The organism is Spongiimicrobium salis (genome assembly GCF_043678055.1).
GTDB lineage: Bacteria > Bacteroidota > Bacteroidia > Flavobacteriales > Flavobacteriaceae > Spongiimicrobium > Spongiimicrobium salis.
On sequence record NZ_JBHEQA010000005.1, the window covers coordinates 38,640 to 57,161 of the forward strand.

Genomic DNA, 18,522 nt, shown 5'->3' on the forward strand with positions numbered 1-18,522 from the left:
AACATGTGCAGCTAGATACTTAAAAACCCGGGATATCTCCCGGGTTTTCTTTTGGTGCACTTTTTAGAGAAAACCAACTAACCCTCTAAGTAAAGCTAACCAAATTATGCTTTTGATCGATGTTATAGTAATGACGAAACGAAATATGAATTGTTACGCGAGTATGCATATTTTAACATACCTGAATTAATTTTTTTAAAAAGGAATAGAGTATCTATCTAGAGATGAGGTGAATAAGGAAATAAATTCAAAACCCGAGGCATTTGCCTCGGGTTTTTTTATTGATAAGCTATACTAAACACTAACCATTAACTATAAAATATATAACTTATCAAAGATTTAATCTCTTCTACAAAAGACGCGGTTTTATTTAAATAGTTACAATACTTAACAGACTTTAACACCAAAAATATCCCCATGATGACAACACTTGTTTTCGGAGCTTCCACAAAACCAGGTCGTTATAGCGGCATTGCTATAAAACGTTTGGTAGATGCTAAGAAGTCAGTGGTCGCGTATGGTATTCGACCAGGAGAAATTCACGGAATACAAATAAAAACGAATTTGGATGACTTTCAAAATATTCACACCATCACTTTGTATGTTAATCCTAAAATTCAAGCCTTATATTACGACAAAATTATTCAATTACGACCGAACCGAGTGATTTTTAATCCAGGAACAGAGAACCCTGAGTTTTATCCGTTGCTAAGAAAATATGATATTGTACCGGTCCAAGCTTGTACATTAGTACTATTGGCTACGCATCAATATGACGAAACCCATTAATTCTTTGCCTTTAAACTTCCTCCAGTTTTGGATTGTCGAATTAAAAATAAACCTATAAAAGTCAAAAGTCCGTTAATGGGTAATAATTCATAACCCACTACATAACCTCCTAAATATTCCTTTGGAATATTGGCAATACTATAAATAATAAGTACAGCCACTAGAGCAACAATCCAGGCGTACCGATCCTTAATGCTATATTTTGTGAAAATACCAAAGGCAAAAAGCCCTAGTAATGGCCCATAAGTATATGTTGCTACGGTAAGTAAGCTGTCAATGACATTTCTATCCAATACATGTTTAAAGATAATGATCACGACAACTAAAAGTGCGCTCATACCCACATGGGTTTTCTTGCGAATTCTTTTTTGTTCCAACTCTGTTTTCTTGCCAAAATTCAGAAAATCTATACAAAAGGAGGTGGTCAAGGCCGTCAAGGCACTATCGGCACTACTATACGCAGCCGCAATAAGCCCTAGCATAAATGTCATGGTTACCAGAATTCCCAATCCGGAATTCATAGCTATTTCCGGAAATAGCAAATCTGTTTTTGGACTTCCATCCATCATAGGTGTTGCAATATTAAAGGCATCGGCATAAATAAATAAAAGTGCTCCTAGCAGCAGAAATACAAAATTCACGAGAACCAGTACGATGCTAAAAGAAATGATATTCTTCTGCGCTTCCTTCAAGTTTTTGCAACTTAGGTTTTTTTGCATCATATCTTGATCCAAACCCGTCATGCAAATCGTGATGAAGACGCCTCCGAGGAAGGATTTTATAAAATGATTTTTGGCTAAAAAGTCCTCGGTAAACAAGATAGTATTATAGTTTTTAAGCTCATCCGAAGCTAAAAAGCTTGCAAAATCCCAATCCAATTTATCATTGATAAAATAAATGGAAAGGCCAACAGCCAAAAGCATAAAAAAAGTTTGTAAGGTATCGGTCCATACAATGGTTTTAATTCCACCTCTAAACGTATAGATCCAGATCAATACAATAGAGAGCACCGCGGTGAACTCAAAGGGAATGCCAAAATCGTCGAACACAAATTGTTGCAATACCAAGGTGACCAGGAAAAGACGAAATGCGGCACCTAATACCCGGGATATAAAAAAGAAAAAAGCGCCGGTCTTATAACTGGTGACCCCAAAGCGCTGTTCTAAATATTCGTAGATAGAGGTGACGTTCAAACGGTAATAAATGGGAAGCAATACGTAGGCAATAACAAAATAACCGAATAAATACCCGAAGACGACCTGCATATAGCCAAATTGCGCTCCATCGACCCAACCTGGAACAGAAATAAAAGTAACCCCAGATAGGGAAGTGCCTATCATTCCAAATGCAACAAGATACCAAGGGGATTTCTTTCCGGCCTTAAAAAAATCGACATTGGAATCATTTTTTCCCGTAAAATGGGAGATTACTAAAAGTAATAGGAAATATCCACCAATGAGCAGTAGAATTTGAAAAGCCGTCATAAAAAGTAAATTATAGATGCAAAATACAAAAACTTAAGTAAGGAATACAATCTGATGGAAGGACCAAATTTACGGGAATAATATCGTAATTTTGTAGCTATGGAATTTTCATCGAAACTCTTGGAAAATGCTGTTTACGAAATGTCTCAACTTCCAGGGATTGGAAAAAGAACTGCCTTACGATTGGTGTTACATTTGTTAAAACAACCTAAGGAACAAACGGCACATTTAACCAATGCCCTTCAGGAACTCAGGGGAACAATTAAGTTTTGTTCCAGTTGTCATAATATCTCGGATACCAAGCTCTGTGAAATTTGCGCAAATCCCAAAAGAGACGAAACTGTTGTATGCGTTGTGGAAGATATTAGGGATGTCATGGCTATTGAAAATACAGGACAATATAGAGGTTTGTACCATGTGTTGGGAGGGAAGATTTCACCTATGGAAGGAGTAGGCCCCCAGGATCTATTTATAGATTCCTTAATTCAAAAGGTTAAGGAAGGTAAAATAAAAGAACTTATTTTTGCACTGAGTTCCACGATGGAAGGAGATACCACTAATTTTTATATTTATAAACAACTGGATGGAACCGCTGTAAAGACTTCCACCATTGCAAGAGGTATTGCGGTAGGAGATGAATTGGAATATGCTGATGAAGTAACCCTGGGAAGAAGTATTCTGAATAGAATACCTTTTGAAAATTCCATGAAGGCGAATTAAATAAAAGCATAAAAATATATTAAATTCAAAAATATGGCCTTCTTTTTATTATTTTTGCAAAAAAATTAATCCTGAAAGCCCATTAAATAAGAATATGTCAAAGTTTGAATTAAAGTTACCGCAGATGGGGGAAAGTGTTGCAGAAGCAACCCTTACCTCTTGGTTGAAAGAAGTTGGCGATACCATTGAGATGGATGAAGCCGTTTTTGAAATCGCTACCGATAAGGTAGATTCAGAGGTTCCCAGTGAAGTTGATGGTGTATTGGTAGAAAAACGCTTTGCGATTGACGATGTTATTAAAGTAGGGCAGACGGTGGCTATCATTGAAATTGAAGGAGAAGAAAGTGTCGCAGTGGATACACCAAAAGAAGAGACAGCTGGTGCTGTAGAGGAAGAAGTTGTTGCGGAATTGGAAAATAATATAGCTGTAGCGAAAGATACGGCTACAGCCAGCACTGTGGATTTTAATGGGACTACCCGTTTTTATTCCCCCTTGGTAAAAAATATAGCCAAACAAGAAGGTATTTCCGTAGCTGAACTGGATGCTATCGTTGGTACGGGAAAAGAAGCCCGAGTAACCAAAAATGATATCCTAAACTTCGTAGAAGAACGAAAATCAGGCGTTAAAACCACAACGCCTCCAGTAGCAGAAAAAGTTGCTCCGGCCAAGGTTGTTTCAAAACCAGCTGCTGCACCAGTACCGGTTGCGGCGGGAGATGAGACCATTGAGATGACCCGTATGGGAAAACTCATTGCCCAACATATGGCCGCCAGTGTATCGACTTCGGCCCATGTACAGAGTTTTATTGAGGTAGATGTAACGAATATTGTAAATTGGAGAAACAAAGTGAAAAAATCCTTTCAGGAACGTGAAGGGGAGAAATTGACATTCACTCCAATATTTATGGAAGCCGTTGCAAAAGCACTAAAGAACTTCCCGATGTTGAATATTTCTGTGGATGGGGATAAAATCATAAAGAAAAAGAATATCAATATTGGTATGGCAGCGGCATTGCCCGATGGAAACCTTATTGTACCGGTGATTAAAAATGCGGATCAGTTGAACCTGGTGGGTATGACCAAAGCGGTAAATGATTTGGCCACACGTTCCAGAAATAATGCTTTGAAACCTGATGAAATACAAGGAGGTACCTATACGGTGACAAACGTGGGTACCTTTGGGAGTGTTTTTGGAACACCGATCATTAATCAGCCACAAGTAGGAATTCTTGCTCTGGGAGCTATCCGTAAAATGCCTGCTGTGATTGAAACTGCTGAAGGGGATTTTATTGGAATCCGCAGCAAAATGTTCTTATCCCATAGTTATGACCATAGAGTGGTCAATGGTGCTTTGGGAGGTATGTTTATCAAAGCCGTGGCAGAGTATTTGGAATCTTGGGACAGTAACCGGGAGTTCTAGGAATAACAGGTTTCCCCGATATTATAATGTTACTTTTAAGGAAGAGTGAATAAATAAATATAATTTTTATGGCATTCGTCTTTTCTTTTTTAAGTATTGCGCTATTTTTGCGCCAAACTAATGACCATGAGCTCATCCCATAGTGAACGTTATCAGCAACGTGGTGTTTCTGCTTCGAAAGAAGATGTGCACAATGCCATCAAAAATATCGATAAGGGCCTCTATCCTAAGGCATTTTGTAAAATAGTTCCAGACTACTTAACGAATGATGAAGACTATTGTTTGGTCATGCATGCCGATGGAGCAGGAACAAAATCTTCATTGGCCTATATGTACTGGAAAGAAACTGGTGATATTTCCGTCTGGAAGGGCATTGCTCAGGATGCCTTGGTCATGAATATAGATGATTTGATCTGTGTGGGTGCTACGGACAATATCATGTTGTCTTCAACTATTGGCCGCAATAAAAACAACATCCCGGGAGAGGTTATCTCAGCAATTATCAATGGTACGGAAGAACTTATAGAAGATCTTTCCAAGCATGGGATTCGCATACATTCAACAGGAGGGGAGACTGCAGATGTAGGAGATTTGGTACGGACTATAATTGTGGACTCTACAGTCACGGCACGCATGAAGCGAAGCGATGTCATAGACAATGCCAATATACAAGCAGGCGATGTTATTGTAGGCCTGGAATCTTTTGGACAAGCTACTTATGAAACCTCCTATAATGGGGGAATGGGAAGTAATGGTCTAACGTCGGCCCGCCATGATGTTTTTTCAAAATATTTAGCAGAAAAATACCCGGAAAGTTTTGATGCTGCTGTTCCGGAAGCATTGGTATATTCAGGCACTGCTACACTGACCGATGCGGTGGAAGGAGCTCCATTGGATGCCGGAAAATTGGTGCTGTCCCCAACCCGAACCTACGCTCCCATCGTCAAGAAAATAAACACAAAGTATACAGCAAAAGACCTTCATGGAATGGTGCATTGCAGTGGAGGGGCACAGACCAAAATCCTTCATTTCGTAGATGATCTGCACATCATTAAAGACAATCTTTTTGAGGTGCCACCCTTGTTTAAATTAATACAGGAACAATCTGGAACCGATTGGAAAGAAATGTATCAGGTTTTTAATTGTGGTCACCGTTTAGAACTGTATGTAAATCCGGAAATTGCCCAAGATATTATCGAAATTTCGGAAAGTTTTGGAGTCGCTGCCAAAATTGTGGGTAGGGTAGAAGCTTCAAAAGAGAAAAAACTGACGATAGAAAGCCCCTACGGAATCTTCACATATTAGCAAGATCACATATACGATTATCCTTTTTATAACGTTGTTCTAATAGTACTGAACTTAACGTTATACCCCAAATTACTATGGAAAGGAAACAATTTCTTAGGACCTTAGGTGCCGGTGCGGCATTTGCTTTGGTCTTTCCCTGTGCGCAAGGTTGTTCTACAGATGGAGGAGACGATGTTGCTCCTGAGGACATGAAACCCATACCTACAGGTGTTGATTTTACCATTGATCTGAATTCGGCAGATGGCGCCGGACTGCAGAATAATGGTGACTTTATTTTAAGAAACTTCGTCGTCATTGTTAAAAATTTAGAAGGCAATTATGTTGCGGCAAGTCAGGTCTGTAGTCACCAACAAACAGAGGAAGTTCGCTTCCTGGATGATAATGGTGGCATCTTTAGGTGTTCTACACACGGCGCCCGCTTTGATCAGAGTGGACAACCACTGAATAGTATTACCAGTAACCCTTTAAAGATATTTAATACGGAACTTACAGGAGATATGCTCCGAATTTTTGAATAAAGAAAAACCTACTGTGATGAAAAAACAAAATGCCCTAATTATTCTAAGCTTCTTTTTTACTTTAAGTGTCTTTTCTCAGGAATGGAAGACAGATTATGCCGATGCTTTGGCGACTGCAGAAAAAGAGCATAAACCCATCGTCTTGGTCTTTTCAGGTTCGGATTGGTGTGGTCCCTGTAAACGTTTGAACAAAAGTGTTTGGCAATCTGAAGCCTTTAAATCCTATGCAAAGGAACATTATGTGCTCTACAATGCAGATTTTCCAAAGAAAAAGAAAAATCAACTGCCAACAGAACTTGTGGAACAAAACAAGGCCTTGGCAGAAAAGTATAACCCTAAGGGGCATTACCCTTTAGTGTTGGTATTAAATGAAAATGAAAAGGTATTGGGAAAAACCGGGTATAAGAAAATGGACCCCAATACCTATATAGAACACCTAAACTCTTTTATGAAGTGAAATCACTGCTAGCTGTATTCTTAAGTTTTTTTATATATTCTGCAACCTATGGTCAAGATCTTGTCACCGTAAATAGGGGCTTGACTCTTATGGGGACGAAGTTTGAGATTACTGTGGTCGCAGAAAATGAAGAAATAGGACAGATCAGTGTTGCAGAAGCTATAGCCGAGATTCGAAGGATTGAAAAAAAGATCTCTTCCTGGGATAAAAATTCGGAAACTAGTGCGATTAATAGAAATGCCGGAATAAAACCAGTAAAAGTCAGTCCGGAAATTTTGCAGTTGGTCATACGTGCAAAACAACTATCCGTAATCACCGATGGGGCATTCGATATTTCCTATGCCTCAATAGATGAGATATGGAAGTTTGATGGCAGTATGAAGGTCTTGCCAAACGAACTTGAAGTCAAGAAGTCGATTGCAAAAATTGGCTATCAGAAAATCATTATTGACGAGAAAAAGCAAACCATTTTTTTAAAGGAAAAAGGAATGAAAATTGCCTTTGGAGCAATTGGAAAAGGGTATGCAGCGGATAAGGCAAAGGAGTTTTTGGTTTCTAAAGGAGTGAAGGCAGGTATTATCAACGCTGCCGGAGATCTAACTACCTGGGGAACAAAGGCTAATGGTGAAAAATGGCTAGTGGGTATTACAAATCCATTGGATAAGAATAAATTCTTTTCTTGGTTGCCCGTAGTAGAGTCTTCCGTGGCAACTTCGGGGAATTACGAAAAGTATTTTATGCACGAAGGGAAGAAATATTCCCATATCATAGATCCTAGAACCGGTTATCCTACTTCGGGAATACATAGTGTTTCCGTTTTTTCAAAAAAAGCAGAGTTATGCGATGCTTTGGCCACAGCGGTATTTATCATGGGAACCAATACCGGCCTGGCCCTGATCAATCAATTACGGGGAACCGATGTCATCATCATAGACAGTAATAATAAGATGCATAAGAGCAATGGCATCATCCTGGATACAAACCAATAATCACCAATTATGAAAAAACTGGCCCTGATCTTTTTTTTAGCCCTATTTTCTTCTTCCTGCGTAGCCGTGAAAGAATATGAAAAAGTGTATCTGAATGATGAAGAAATGTTGCTGTCTGCCCGTGGTATGGAGCGTTTCGAAACCAATTTTCAGATTTATAGGGAAGCGTCGTCCGGAGCCAATGGAGGGAAAACTGGTGGAGGTTGCGGATGCAATTTAAATGAACCTCAAGAGGATTGTCCAGAGTGAGGATCTTAGCTTACATATGTTGTCTTTTTTTAAGCGGTTGGGCCTTTTGTCAAGAAGGGGACACCAGTTATAAAAAAAGGATTTTGGAAACTTCTGAAATCGATTTGCTCTTCAGTTATTACGGTCAAGATGGCCAGAATGCTGCCGTAACGGCCGGAGAAGGTACTGAGGAGTTAACCGATCTTACCTCAAGTATTGTAGTGCGGGTACCTATGAATGCCAATGATATTCTTACGGTAGATATTGGGATTTCGGCCTATACTTCTGCTTCCAGTAGTAATGTGAATCCTTTAGATGGAAATCCAAATGATCCAGTAAGTGCATTTATAGCAAGTTCCGGAGCTTCACGCAAGGATGAATTGGTTCATTTACGGCCCTCCTATCAACATAGTTCAGAGGATAGAAATAGTATTTGGACGGCCAATGCGTATTTCTCTACGGAATACGACTACTTTTCCATAGGTTTTGGAGGCGGATATACCCGTTTATTCAATGAAAAAAATACAGAAGTCAGTATTAGTGGTCAGGTCTATTTAGATACATGGAACCCTAGGTATCCCATTGAATTGCGAGGGGGCTTTTTTGATGATAGAATTGTAGGGAATGGGACTTATGCCCCTATTGTTAATCCTTTTGAGGAGGTCAATAGGAATTCATATTCGGTTTCTCTGGGGTTTTCCCAGATTTTATCCAAAAAACTGCAGGGGGCACTTTTTGCAGATATCGTGCGGCAAAACGGTCTCTTGAGCACGCCTTTTCAACGTGTGAACTTTGGGGATGTCGAAGATTTTTTTATTGATGATTTTCAACTGGCAGATGATGTGGAGCGCTTGCCAAGTTCCCGACTAAAAATTCCTATCGGGGGCCGCTTAAACTATTATTTAAACGATACTTTTATTCTACGATCATATTACCGTTTCTACACGGACGACTGGGATATCACTTCCCATACCGCAAGTTTGGAAATACCAGTAAAATTAACCGATGCCTTTACCATATACCCCAACTACAGGTTTTACACACAGACCCAAGCGGAGTATTTTAATCCAAAGGAAGGGGCTTTGTCTACTTTTGATTTTTATACATCAGACTATGACTTGTCGGCCTACACGGCGCATCAATATGGTATGGGCGTGCGTTATAAAGATATTTTTACCAAAGCCAAAGTATTTCATTTTGGCCTAAAAACGCTAGACCTGCGATTGAATGCGTATGATCGTAGTGATGGACTCAACTCCTTTATCGTTACCCTTGGAACCACTTTCGTAGGTAACTAGAAAAGGGCTTAATCCAAGGAATTGTTGATATATCCCTCATTTATCAAAACCTCTTTAGAATCTATAATTTTAGAGCGTCCGTCTTTCAGGTAGTATACCGTATCGCTGATATCCAGAATCTCTTCATATAAATGATCCGTTATCATGATGATTTTTTCCTTTTGTTGCCTCCTGATCAATGCTTTGATTTTATCAATATAAAGTGGTGCAATAAAGGAGAAAGGTTCGTCTAGGAGAATAATATCCTTTTTGGTCATTAAAATCAGATAAGTTTCCATGACTCTGCGCTCTCCAGAAGATAGATGTTTGATTTTTGCCTTCTTGTACTTATCAAAAAGCTGAAATTCTTGAACGAAGCCTTCCCAGTTTTGATGAAAGAGATGGAAAGTTTTCATTACAGAAATTGATGGAGGTAGTAATTGATGTTGAGGGAGGTATCCAATACTGTTGGTTTTGAATAAATCTGTTTTTTGATGTACACCATTTAAACGTACGTTTTTGTACTTGGGGTGTAAGGTGCCAAATAGAATGCGCAATAAAGAAGTTTTTCCAGAACCATTTCTTCCCAAAATACCGGTAACTTCTCCCGCTTCGGCTTTGATATAAATACCGTAGAGAACTTTTTTACGGCCATATTCCAGTTCAACATTATCTATTTCCAGCATTAGAAGAGGTTAAGAATGTAGTAGAGCAAAATACCAGCTAAAAGACTATAACAAGTGGAAATTACAAATAATACCCCTTTAGAAATCCCAAAGTTTTGATAAAAATCCAATTGTTTCCGCCTGCCCGATTCAAAATACGAAAGGTAAACAAGAATAAAGAATAGGATATGGGATAGGACTATGGCCACTAACGACTGGTTAATATACCAGATAACAATACTGAGCAGAATCGGAGTCCACATAAACTTTATGTAAAAATGAAGACAGAGGCGATAGGTAACTCTTCTAAAAATAGACGGCATATAGGGTGTAGATAGGTCTAAATGTACAAAATTATTGTAAATTCGCATTCCAAGTGAAGTTAGATTATGATCGATAAATTAAATATTGTAAAACAACGTTTTGATGAGGTTTCAGACTTGATTATCCAACCGGATATCATCATGGACCAAAAGCGTTACGTGCAGCTGAACAAAGAGTATAAGGATTTAAAAATCCTTATTGAAAAGAGAGATCAATATATTGCCTTTACCAATAATATAGCCGAAGCGGAAGAAATCATAGCTGATGGGAGTGATGCCGAAATGGTAGAAATGGCTAAAATGCAATTGGAAGAGGCCAAGAATGGATTACCTGTACTGGAGGAAGAAATAAAACTATTGCTGATACCCAAGGATCCAGAAGATGCCAAGAATGTAGTCGTGGAGATTCGTGCTGGAACGGGAGGGGACGAAGCTAGTATTTTTGCTGGGGACTTATACCGCATGTATACCAAATATTGTGAATCTAAAGGGTGGAAAACAAGTACTATAGATTTTAGTGAAGGTACCAGCGGAGGCTTTAAGGAGGTGCAGTTTGAAGTAACAGGGGAAGATGTTTATGGAACTTTGAAATTTGAAGCAGGCGTGCATCGTGTACAACGGGTTCCCCAAACCGAAACCCAGGGTAGGGTGCATACCAGTGCCGCCACGGTGATGGTACTGCCCGAAGCAGAAGAATTTGACGTGCAAATAGAACCCAAGGATGTTCGGATCGACTTTTTCTGTTCTTCCGGGCCAGGGGGGCAATCGGTGAATACGACTTATTCTGCCGTGCGCTTAACCCACGTTCCTACAGGATTGGTGGCACAATGTCAAGATCAAAAATCCCAGCATAAGAATAAAGAAAAAGCGTTTAAGGTATTGCGCTCCAGATTGTATGATTTAGAATTGGCCAAAAAACAGGAAGAGGATGCGGCCAAACGTAATTCGCAAGTCAGCAGTGGTGATCGTTCTGCAAAAATCAGAACGTACAATTATCCTCAAGGTAGGGTTACCGATCATAGAATTGGACTTACCTTGTACGATTTGCAAAATATTATAGGTGGCGATATCCAAAAAATATTGGATGAATTGATGCTTGTTGAAAATACCGAAAAACTTAAAGAGGCCTCTGAGATTTTCTAGATTACCAGAGCTTGTACCAAGAAATATGACCACCGAAAAACTCCTTGCAGAAATACATAAGAAAAAATCGTTCTTATGTATAGGTTTGGATACCGACTTAGATAAGATTCCAAAACATCTTTTGGATGAAGAAGATCCTATTTTTGCATTTAACAAAGGAATTATAGATGCAACACATCACCTTTGTGTAGCGTATAAACCCAATATAGCTTTTTATGAAGCCTATGGAATACAGGGATGGATGGCGCTGGAGAAAACCATGGAATACTTAAATGGTAATTATCCTGAAATTTTTACCATTGCAGATGCAAAACGCGGGGATATTGGAAATACGTCTACAAGGTACGCCAAGGCTTTTTTTGAAAATTTAGGCTTTGATTCCATTACCATAGCCCCATATATGGGAAAAGATTCTGTAGAACCCTTCTTATCCTTTGCGGATAAGCATACTATTCTCTTGGCATTGACCTCTAATGCAGGCGCTTTTGACTACCAGACCAAAAAGATAGGGGAAAAGGAATTGTATAAAACCGTATTGGAAACTTCCAAAACCTATGAAAATTCTAAAAACCTCATGTATGTTGTAGGCGCAACCAAAGCAGAATATTTATCCGATATTCGAAAAATTGTGCCCCACAACTTCCTTTTAGTGCCCGGAGTAGGCGCGCAAGGAGGTAGTTTAACAGAAGTATGCCGTTATGGTATGAGTAGTGGGGTAGGGCTTTTGATCAATTCCTCTAGGGGAATCATATATGCTTCTTCCGGAATGGATTATGCGAATAAAGCTGCAGCAAAAGCAAAAGAGTTACAAGGTCAAATGCAGGAGGAGTTGAAAAAAATCTCCTGAGAGAAAATTACATGAGATCTTCTAAAGTCTTTTTGATTTTCTGGGCTTTTTGTTCAAAAAATTCCCCTAATTTGGTATCCATATATTTAATATTGGACGCCTTCTCCATAAAATTTTGATACTGGTATTCTAAAATAGTAATGGCATGGTTTTCTGCCGTGATGGAAGTTACAGTTCCCACTCTACAATATTGCTTGTTCATTATAAGATTTTTTCGATTATGTACTTTTTTAAATATACGGATTAAAGAATGCTATGGTTTTCGAATCTATAGGGATACGTCCATTATTTTGGCATTTTATCCAAAATTTAAGAGAATTATAAGACAAAAGGAGCTTCAAAACAGAAAATGCAGATATGATCGATGAATAACAAAGGCGGAATTTTAACTAAAAAACAAGAATTTAGTGCTACTATCATAGAATTCAATTACATTTATAAAAAATATAAGAGTGCTCAGTTATACCACGTATCCTCATAAGGTTTCAAAAGAATGGGTCACATTTGTTCATGGAGCAGGGGGAAGTTCTTCCATTTGGTTTAAACAAGTCCGGGAGTTTAAAAAACATTTTAATGTATTGTTATTGGATTTACGGGGGCACGGAAACTCAAAACCTAACCTAAAGGACGCTTTTAGCGATAAATACACCTTTGATTCCATTACCCAGGATATCGTTGAGGTCATTGAACATGAAAACATTCAAAAATCACATTTTATAGGAATTTCTTTGGGCACGATACTTATTCGTAATCTGGCGGAGAAATATCCCGAAAAAGTAGAAAGCATGGTCATGGGCGGAGCCATTATGAAGTTAAACTTCAGATCTCAAGTGCTTATGCGATTGGGGATTATTTTTAAGTCTATAATTCCTTATCTGTGGCTCTACAAATTCTTTGCATTTGTAATCATGCCCAACAAGAATCACAAAGAATCCCGATTGCTATTTGTCCGGGAGGCAAAGAAATTATATCAGAAAGAATTCATCCGTTGGTTTAAGCTTACATCGGAAATAAACCCTTTGCTTCGTTTTTTTAGAACCGTAGATATTAAGATCCCAACCTTATATGTTATGGGTAAAGAAGATTATTTATTTCTTCCTTCCATTGAAAAGATTGTAAAAAAGCACACCACATCGGAACTTTTTGTGGTGCCAGAATGTGGTCATGTAGTCAATGTGGAACAACCCAAGGTTTTTAATGATAAGGTTATTGCATACCTTTCCCAACGTACGCTATAGCCATATATAATGTTGCTCTTCGTTTTTCCAATTCGTCTAAATTGCAGCTCTGAAGGGTTTTGACAGCTAATTCAAATACATACTCAAACAAACTATAAATGGTAGTTTTGTCTTTATGGGAGTAGTGCTCCAGAGCCGCTTTACATTTAGTTTACCAGTTAAAGGAACAATACTTTTTGATAGGTTTAGGTAAAGCCTATAAACATTTACTCCTCCGATATACTTTTACATGAAATTTACGCCATGGGTATGAAATAATGCCCCTTAAATACGAGTAAAGCCCTTGCATATGCAAAGGCTTTTTTGTGTAGTTGTTTGTGTTTGGTTATGATCAATTAACTTGGATTCTGATCTTCAACATTGATGTTTTCATTGGAGTTAAGTTCCACTTCTGGAATTTGCATACGGAACGAATTGGCTTCTATACCAAAATCGATCAACCCAAAATCTTTGTGGTTTGTGCCGGCAGAAGTACGGTCCAAGGGTCTTTTTAAGCGTTTCAAATCGAACCAGGAAACTCCCTCCCCCCAAAGTTCTATCCTGCGCTGAAGGTATATTTCTTCCACAAGGGCATCGCCCGTGGCGCCAGATCGTACATATCCTGGATCTCGTGTACTTACCAGGTCAAATAAAACATCTGCTGCTGCGGCATTTCCTTGTCTGGCTTTTGCTTCGGCTTCGATCAAAAACATTTCGGCTGCGCGCATGTACACGTAATCTCCTTCAAATGCCTCGGTACCATCGTCGAATTTAGTATTGGCATAATCTGGGAAACCTGTCGTATTGTCTAGCGGGTCGGCAAAGGCTGTTTTTCTTAAATCTGTATCCGGAATTTGATCATACAACCGGGCATCGATCAATTTATATCCCCCAAGCTCTCCCCCATACCCACCAAGGGAACTGTCAAAATGAGAGAAGAAAGAGATGAAGGTGGTGGTAGATTCACTGTCAATGTCTGCACCCCACATCCATTCCAGGTTAGAAATTTCATCAAAGCCTTCAGTGGCCCATTGTTCTCCGGTCATCAATCCAAAATTGGCCCTAGCAGCAATGGCATTTAATTCCGCTTGCGCCCAATTTCCGGTTTCCAAATAAACATTGGCCAGAATTCCTTGGGCAACACTGCGATCGATCTGCTGTTTGTTGGCACGTACAAAACCATCTAATAGGCCTATGGCTCTTTCCAGGTCAGGAATGATCTGGTCGTACACATCTTGAACGGTCCCCCTAGGTTTTCCCTCAAAATTTCTACGGTCCGGAATTGGGATTCCAGGATCGTTTTCATGGCCTATATAGGTAAAGGCGTATACCCTGACCAGATTAAATAAACAAAAACTCTTGATGGCCAAGGCTTGTCCCAATAGCGCATTTTCTTCTGCGGTAAGTTCTTCTTCCTTGTCCTCTAATCCGGTAATAACACTATTGGCATCGGCAATTGCCGCGTAATAGGTATTCCAGACAATCCGTGTTCTACTACTGGTCTGTTGTATCCCATTATAATTATAAAAAAAGATATACCAATTAAAATTGTTCAACACAATGTCTTGTGCCATCATATCAAAACCGGCAGTGACTCCTTTATGGCCATAATCTACATCTACACGAGTGGGGTTTCCAATACCGAAAGAACGTAAGTTTGCGTATATTCCATTGATAAGGGCATCATTGGCCGCTGGAGTTCCAGCTACTTGTTCCGTTGAAATAGATCGGGCAGGTGCCGTATCCAAAAAATCGCTTTCGCATCCCATGAATAAGGCTATGGCGATAAATAAACTTAAAAAATGATACTTTTTCATAACGTTTAAAAATTAAGTGTTAAACCTAAAGAAGTTGTTCTTCCCAAACCAAATTCGTTAATCGCATTTCCGGTAACGCTTAACCTGGGGTCATAGCCCCTTCTTGCCTTGGTCCATAAAAATAGATTGTTTCCTGTGGCGTACAATCTTGCCGCTGTTAACCCAATATAATCCAGTAGCTTACCACTAAAATTATAGGTTAAGGTAACGTCCTGTAAACTGAGGTAAGAAGCATCTACAAGGAAGAAGTCCGAACCTCCAGCTTGATTGGGGTCAAAAACATCCAATCGTGGAATTGAAGCTTGTGTGTTTTCAGGAGTCCAAGAATTGAGTACATCTCTGTGGTAATTGTCTCCAGCAGAATTTGTTCCCAATAAGGTTTGATAGATACCATCATATCCATAGCCTCCTATTTGGTACGCAAAACTTACGTTCAACCCAAAGTTTTTGTAGGAAAAGGCACTTGAAAACCCACCATATACATCCGGAATCGCCGTTTTCCCTATAAAGTACTCTGTGGCATTGGGACGGTCGTTGGTGGTTTCCCGTTCTCCGGTTGGATTGCCCTGGGCATCCAGAACATCGGTGAACCAAAGGGCATCCCCATTTACAGGGTCCACTCCTGCAAATTCCCGCATAAAGTAATCAAACCGGGATCTGCCTTCTTCCAGTCTAAAATTACCATTATTGGGATCATCTATGAACTCCACCGGTAATCGGGTAATCTCATTTTTATAATGGGTTCCATTGATATTAAAGGACCAATTGAAATTTTCACTGCGTATGATATCGGCCCCTATTTCTATTTCTATACCCGTATTCTGCATATCGCCTACATTTTCTGGCCGCGTACCTACACCTTCGGAGTTGGCAATGGGATTAAAGAATAAAAGGTCTTCTACTTTTCGTTCAAAATATTCTGCATTTAGACTGATTCTGTTTTGGAACAAGCCCATCTCAAAACCGGCATTGAGGTTTGTGGAAGTTTCCCATTGCAAATCTTCATTGCCCAATTGAAAAAAGGTAATTCCGGGTACATTGTTTCCGGCATTTACAATATCGAATTGGTCGGTATAAGCGTAGTAATTTCTATTGTCCAAATCGCCAGAAGTGGTGCGGTTATCCTCGTAAAGAATGGCATCGTTCCCTTGTTGCCCGATACTGGCTTTTAATCTCAAATTGTTTAACCAGGATACCTCACTTAAGAAATTTTCTTTATGTGCAGACCAGGCCACACCCAGTCCGTAAAAGTTACCCCATCTGTTTTCTGGTGAAAAAACCGAAGTGCCATCGCGTCTAAAACTTCCATTGATAAAGTATTTATCATCAAAGTCATAGGTAAGACGGGAAAAGTATCCCTCTACCGTATAGTCTTTTTCATAGCCCTGTAAAAATTGAATGTTGACACCATTATCCAATACGGCCAAACCATCAATTACCGTTTCGGTCACTTGTCCTTGCAATAACCTAAAGTTAAAGTCATTGCTTTCGTGTCCCAATAAAACGGCTAAACTATGGTTCCCAAAATCTCTTTTCCAGTTCAATAATTGCTGATGGGCAAAAGTGACCCCTCTATTGGCACGTGTCGTAATTCTACCATTTACCTGTACCGCATCTCCACCTATGGGTGTAGCGAACTCTGTAATGTTTCCGTTGGTAATATCTACAGAGAGGTTATAGGTGAATTCAAAATCTTTTAAGAACGTTACCGAAGTATTGAACCTTCCAGAGAAGTTATCGGCCACATTACCATCAATATCCAACAATCCTGTAGCCACGGGGTTAGCATTGGCTCTAAAAGCGGGTCGTACGCCAACAGTACCATTACTTCCTGTTCCGAAGTCAAAAATAGGACTGCCATCGGTATTGGTGAGGATATTCCCTTGGGCATCTCTTCCAAAAACAGGATATACAGGGGCCACGGTTCTGGCCCAATTGGAAATATTACTAACGTTTCCAGATCCTCGCCCTAAAAATGGATTGTCCTGTAAAGTATGGGCATAGTTGATGCTACCTCCTATTTTTAGCCATTTTGTAGGTTTAAAATCAGATGCCAGACGAGCTGTGGTTCGTTCAAAGCCCGAATTAATGATAATACCTTCGTCATTTAAATGTCCAATAGATAAAAAGGTATTGGATACATCATTTCTATACCGTAAACTTAGGTAGTTCTCCCTTCGGAATCCAGTTTTATAAGATTCATCCAACCAACTGTCTTGATAGAGTAATCTGGCGTTTGGATTGATCCTTCCTGTAGTGGGGTCTATGACCTGATCGTCGGGTACATTGTAATTGTTGTATCCTAAGGAGAAATCTCCACCAGATACAATTTGACTCGCAGCGGTCTGCGCAGCTACCACAGGGTCAATACCAGTATCGATCAAACCAATTCTCCACCGATCAAAGGCAGCTTCATAATATTCTCCTGGATCCGTGAAAATGTCATATTCGGGAACGGCTCTGGTGGTAAATCCTACCTTACTATCTACGGTTACTTCCAATCTGTCCGAAGCGCCCTTTTTTGTTGTAATGATTACCACTCCATTGGCTCCTCTACTTCCGTATAAGGCATTTGCAGAAGCGTCCTTTAAGAAGGTTAAGGATTCGATATCCTGATTATTGATCGAATTCAGATTTCCGTTAAAAACTACCCCATCTACAACGTATAAAGGTGCATTGGAGGAGTTAATGGATCCAATACCACGAAAACGTACAGAAGGATCCGCACCTGGAACCCCGGATTGATTAATGATCTGAACCCCTGATATCTTACCTACTAAGCCTTGTACAACACTACCCGCTTGCACGTTGGTAAGTTCTTCTGATTTCACTGTGGTTACGGAACCCGTTATCTCTTCTTTCTTTTGCGTACCATAAGCTACAACAATAACTTCTTCCAAAGCTTGGGTATCATCTTCCATTTGTACATTGAGCGTATTGGAAGAGGTCACCGTGACCTCTTTGGTCTTTTGGCCAACATATGAGAATATAAGAATATCCCCGGTGCTGGCCTGAATACTATAATTACCGTCAAAATCGGATTGCGTTCCCGTTGTTGTACCTTTTAATAACACATTGACCCCAGGTAATGGTAGCCCTCCTTGATCGGTTACCAGCCCTGAGATTGTTCTTACCTGAGCGAATGCCATTGAAACTCCAAATAGAAATAGCATACACAACCATTTACTTTTTTTCATATTGTTATGATTTTAAATTTATAGTGTAAAATGGCAGCCCTGAATTTTTTGCTGACTAATTCAAAAAAATAATACCCTTGTAAATAAGACCGAAGTTTGCTTATGTTTTGGAGTATGTTTCCA

17 protein-coding genes are annotated in these 18,522 nt (G+C 39.5%); 12 read left to right on the top strand and 5 right to left on the bottom strand.

Features of this window, described 5'->3' with window-relative positions; all coding sequences use genetic code 11:
- The first annotated feature begins 417 nt into the window (after positions 1-417).
- Positions 418-789, top strand: a complete 372-nt coding sequence (locus ACEXOE_RS19055; protein ID WP_394750449.1) for a CoA-binding protein — start codon at positions 418-420, stop codon at positions 787-789.
- On the opposite strand, the gene ACEXOE_RS19060 is transcribed toward ACEXOE_RS19055, so the two are convergent.
- The gene (locus ACEXOE_RS19060) at positions 786-2,273 is read right to left on the bottom strand and encodes a sodium:solute symporter (RefSeq protein WP_394750450.1); all 1,488 of its coding nucleotides are present in this window, start codon (positions 2,271-2,273) and stop codon (positions 786-788) included. The two genes, ACEXOE_RS19055 and ACEXOE_RS19060, sit on opposite strands and share 4 nt — an antisense overlap.
- Before the next feature lie 99 nt (positions 2,274-2,372).
- On the opposite strand from ACEXOE_RS19060, the gene recR reads away from it, so the two are divergent.
- The 8 genes from recR (at position 2,373) to ACEXOE_RS19100 (ending at position 9,211) form a co-directional block, all read left to right on the top strand.
- Positions 2,373-2,993, top strand: a complete 621-nt coding sequence (gene recR, locus ACEXOE_RS19065; protein ID WP_394750451.1) for a recombination mediator RecR — start codon at positions 2,373-2,375, stop codon at positions 2,991-2,993.
- Between the two features lie 94 nt (positions 2,994-3,087).
- Positions 3,088-4,413, top strand: coding sequence for a dihydrolipoamide acetyltransferase family protein (locus ACEXOE_RS19070; RefSeq protein WP_394750452.1), 1,326 nt, complete (start codon positions 3,088-3,090; stop codon positions 4,411-4,413).
- Between the two features lie 126 nt (positions 4,414-4,539).
- Positions 4,540-5,718, top strand: coding sequence for an AIR synthase related protein (locus ACEXOE_RS19075; protein WP_394750453.1), 1,179 nt, complete (start codon positions 4,540-4,542; stop codon positions 5,716-5,718).
- Positions 5,719-5,795: 77 nt separating this feature from the next.
- Positions 5,796-6,239 (top strand): QcrA and Rieske domain-containing protein, encoded by a 444-nt coding sequence (locus tag ACEXOE_RS19080; RefSeq protein ID WP_394750454.1) that lies wholly within the window; start codon positions 5,796-5,798, stop codon positions 6,237-6,239.
- 16 nt (positions 6,240-6,255) lie between these two features.
- Positions 6,256-6,696: a thioredoxin family protein gene (locus ACEXOE_RS19085; RefSeq protein WP_394750455.1), complete on the top strand. Its 441-nt coding sequence runs from the start codon at positions 6,256-6,258 to the stop codon at positions 6,694-6,696.
- A complete protein-coding gene (locus tag ACEXOE_RS19090; RefSeq protein WP_394750456.1) occupies positions 6,693-7,685 on the top strand; it encodes an FAD:protein FMN transferase in 993 nt (330 codons plus the stop codon). Before ACEXOE_RS19085 ends, ACEXOE_RS19090 begins: the two co-directional genes overlap by 4 nt.
- A gap of 9 nt (positions 7,686-7,694) precedes the next feature.
- A complete protein-coding gene (locus ACEXOE_RS19095) occupies positions 7,695-7,934 on the top strand; it encodes a DUF4266 domain-containing protein (RefSeq protein ID WP_394750457.1) in 240 nt (79 codons plus the stop codon).
- A gap of 2 nt (positions 7,935-7,936) precedes the next feature.
- Positions 7,937-9,211: a DUF3570 domain-containing protein gene (locus ACEXOE_RS19100; RefSeq protein ID WP_394750674.1), complete on the top strand. Its 1,275-nt coding sequence runs from the start codon at positions 7,937-7,939 to the stop codon at positions 9,209-9,211.
- A gap of 8 nt (positions 9,212-9,219) precedes the next feature.
- Here the strand turns inward: ACEXOE_RS19100 and ACEXOE_RS19105 are convergent, their stop codons facing one another.
- Positions 9,220-9,876 carry an ATP-binding cassette domain-containing protein gene (locus ACEXOE_RS19105; protein WP_394750458.1) on the bottom strand — a complete coding sequence of 219 codons (657 nt, stop codon included), beginning with the start codon at positions 9,874-9,876 and terminating at the stop codon, positions 9,220-9,222.
- Between the two features lie 368 nt (positions 9,877-10,244).
- Here ACEXOE_RS19105 and prfA point away from each other — a divergent pair, with 368 nt between their 5' ends.
- Complete coding sequence (gene prfA, locus ACEXOE_RS19110) at positions 10,245-11,321, top strand: peptide chain release factor 1 (protein WP_394750459.1); 1,077 nt, start codon at positions 10,245-10,247, stop codon at positions 11,319-11,321.
- Positions 11,322-11,346: 25 nt separating this feature from the next.
- Positions 11,347-12,168 carry an orotidine-5'-phosphate decarboxylase gene (gene pyrF / locus ACEXOE_RS19115; RefSeq protein WP_394750460.1) on the top strand — a complete coding sequence of 274 codons (822 nt, stop codon included), beginning with the start codon at positions 11,347-11,349 and terminating at the stop codon, positions 12,166-12,168.
- A 7-nt stretch (positions 12,169-12,175) separates the two neighbouring features.
- Here the strand turns inward: pyrF and ACEXOE_RS19120 are convergent, their stop codons facing one another.
- Positions 12,176-12,370, bottom strand: coding sequence for a hypothetical protein (locus ACEXOE_RS19120; RefSeq protein WP_394750461.1), 195 nt, complete (start codon positions 12,368-12,370; stop codon positions 12,176-12,178).
- A 250-nt stretch (positions 12,371-12,620) separates the two neighbouring features.
- Here ACEXOE_RS19120 and ACEXOE_RS19125 point away from each other — a divergent pair, with 250 nt between their 5' ends.
- Positions 12,621-13,406: an alpha/beta fold hydrolase gene (locus ACEXOE_RS19125; protein WP_394750462.1), complete on the top strand. Its 786-nt coding sequence runs from the start codon at positions 12,621-12,623 to the stop codon at positions 13,404-13,406.
- 335 nt (positions 13,407-13,741) lie between these two features.
- On the opposite strand, the gene ACEXOE_RS19130 is transcribed toward ACEXOE_RS19125, so the two are convergent.
- Together ACEXOE_RS19130 and ACEXOE_RS19135 are read right to left on the bottom strand one after the other, a co-directional pair.
- The gene (locus ACEXOE_RS19130) at positions 13,742-15,202 is read right to left on the bottom strand and encodes a RagB/SusD family nutrient uptake outer membrane protein (protein WP_394750463.1); all 1,461 of its coding nucleotides are present in this window, start codon (positions 15,200-15,202) and stop codon (positions 13,742-13,744) included.
- A 5-nt stretch (positions 15,203-15,207) separates the two neighbouring features.
- Complete coding sequence (locus ACEXOE_RS19135; RefSeq protein ID WP_394750464.1) at positions 15,208-18,399, bottom strand: SusC/RagA family TonB-linked outer membrane protein; 3,192 nt, start codon at positions 18,397-18,399, stop codon at positions 15,208-15,210.
- Between the last annotated feature and the right edge of the window lie 123 nt (positions 18,400-18,522).

Bases quoted from the DNA above. Each gene is read 5' to 3' on its own strand.
- pyrF (WP_394750460.1), top strand. From the start codon at position 11,347: ATGACCACCGAAAAACTCCTTGCAGAAATACATAAGAAAAAATCGTTC.
- ACEXOE_RS19130 (WP_394750463.1), bottom strand. From the start codon at position 15,202: ATGAAAAAGTATCATTTTTTAAGTTTATTTATCGCCATAGCCTTATTC.
- ACEXOE_RS19055 (WP_394750449.1), top strand. From the start codon at position 418: ATGATGACAACACTTGTTTTCGGAGCTTCCACAAAACCAGGTCGTTAT.
- ACEXOE_RS19095 (WP_394750457.1), top strand. From the start codon at position 7,695: ATGAAAAAACTGGCCCTGATCTTTTTTTTAGCCCTATTTTCTTCTTCC.
- ACEXOE_RS19075 (WP_394750453.1), top strand. From the start codon at position 4,540: ATGAGCTCATCCCATAGTGAACGTTATCAGCAACGTGGTGTTTCTGCT.
- ACEXOE_RS19080 (WP_394750454.1), top strand. From the start codon at position 5,796: ATGGAAAGGAAACAATTTCTTAGGACCTTAGGTGCCGGTGCGGCATTT.
- ACEXOE_RS19120 (WP_394750461.1), bottom strand. From the start codon at position 12,370: ATGAACAAGCAATATTGTAGAGTGGGAACTGTAACTTCCATCACGGCA.
- recR (WP_394750451.1), top strand. From the start codon at position 2,373: ATGGAATTTTCATCGAAACTCTTGGAAAATGCTGTTTACGAAATGTCT.
- prfA (WP_394750459.1), top strand. From the start codon at position 10,245: ATGATCGATAAATTAAATATTGTAAAACAACGTTTTGATGAGGTTTCA.
- ACEXOE_RS19070 (WP_394750452.1), top strand. From the start codon at position 3,088: ATGTCAAAGTTTGAATTAAAGTTACCGCAGATGGGGGAAAGTGTTGCA.
- ACEXOE_RS19105 (WP_394750458.1), bottom strand. From the start codon at position 9,876: ATGCTGGAAATAGATAATGTTGAACTGGAATATGGCCGTAAAAAAGTT.
- ACEXOE_RS19060 (WP_394750450.1), bottom strand. From the start codon at position 2,273: ATGACGGCTTTTCAAATTCTACTGCTCATTGGTGGATATTTCCTATTA.
- ACEXOE_RS19135 (WP_394750464.1), bottom strand. From the start codon at position 18,399: ATGAAAAAAAGTAAATGGTTGTGTATGCTATTTCTATTTGGAGTTTCA.
- ACEXOE_RS19085 (WP_394750455.1), top strand. From the start codon at position 6,256: ATGAAAAAACAAAATGCCCTAATTATTCTAAGCTTCTTTTTTACTTTA.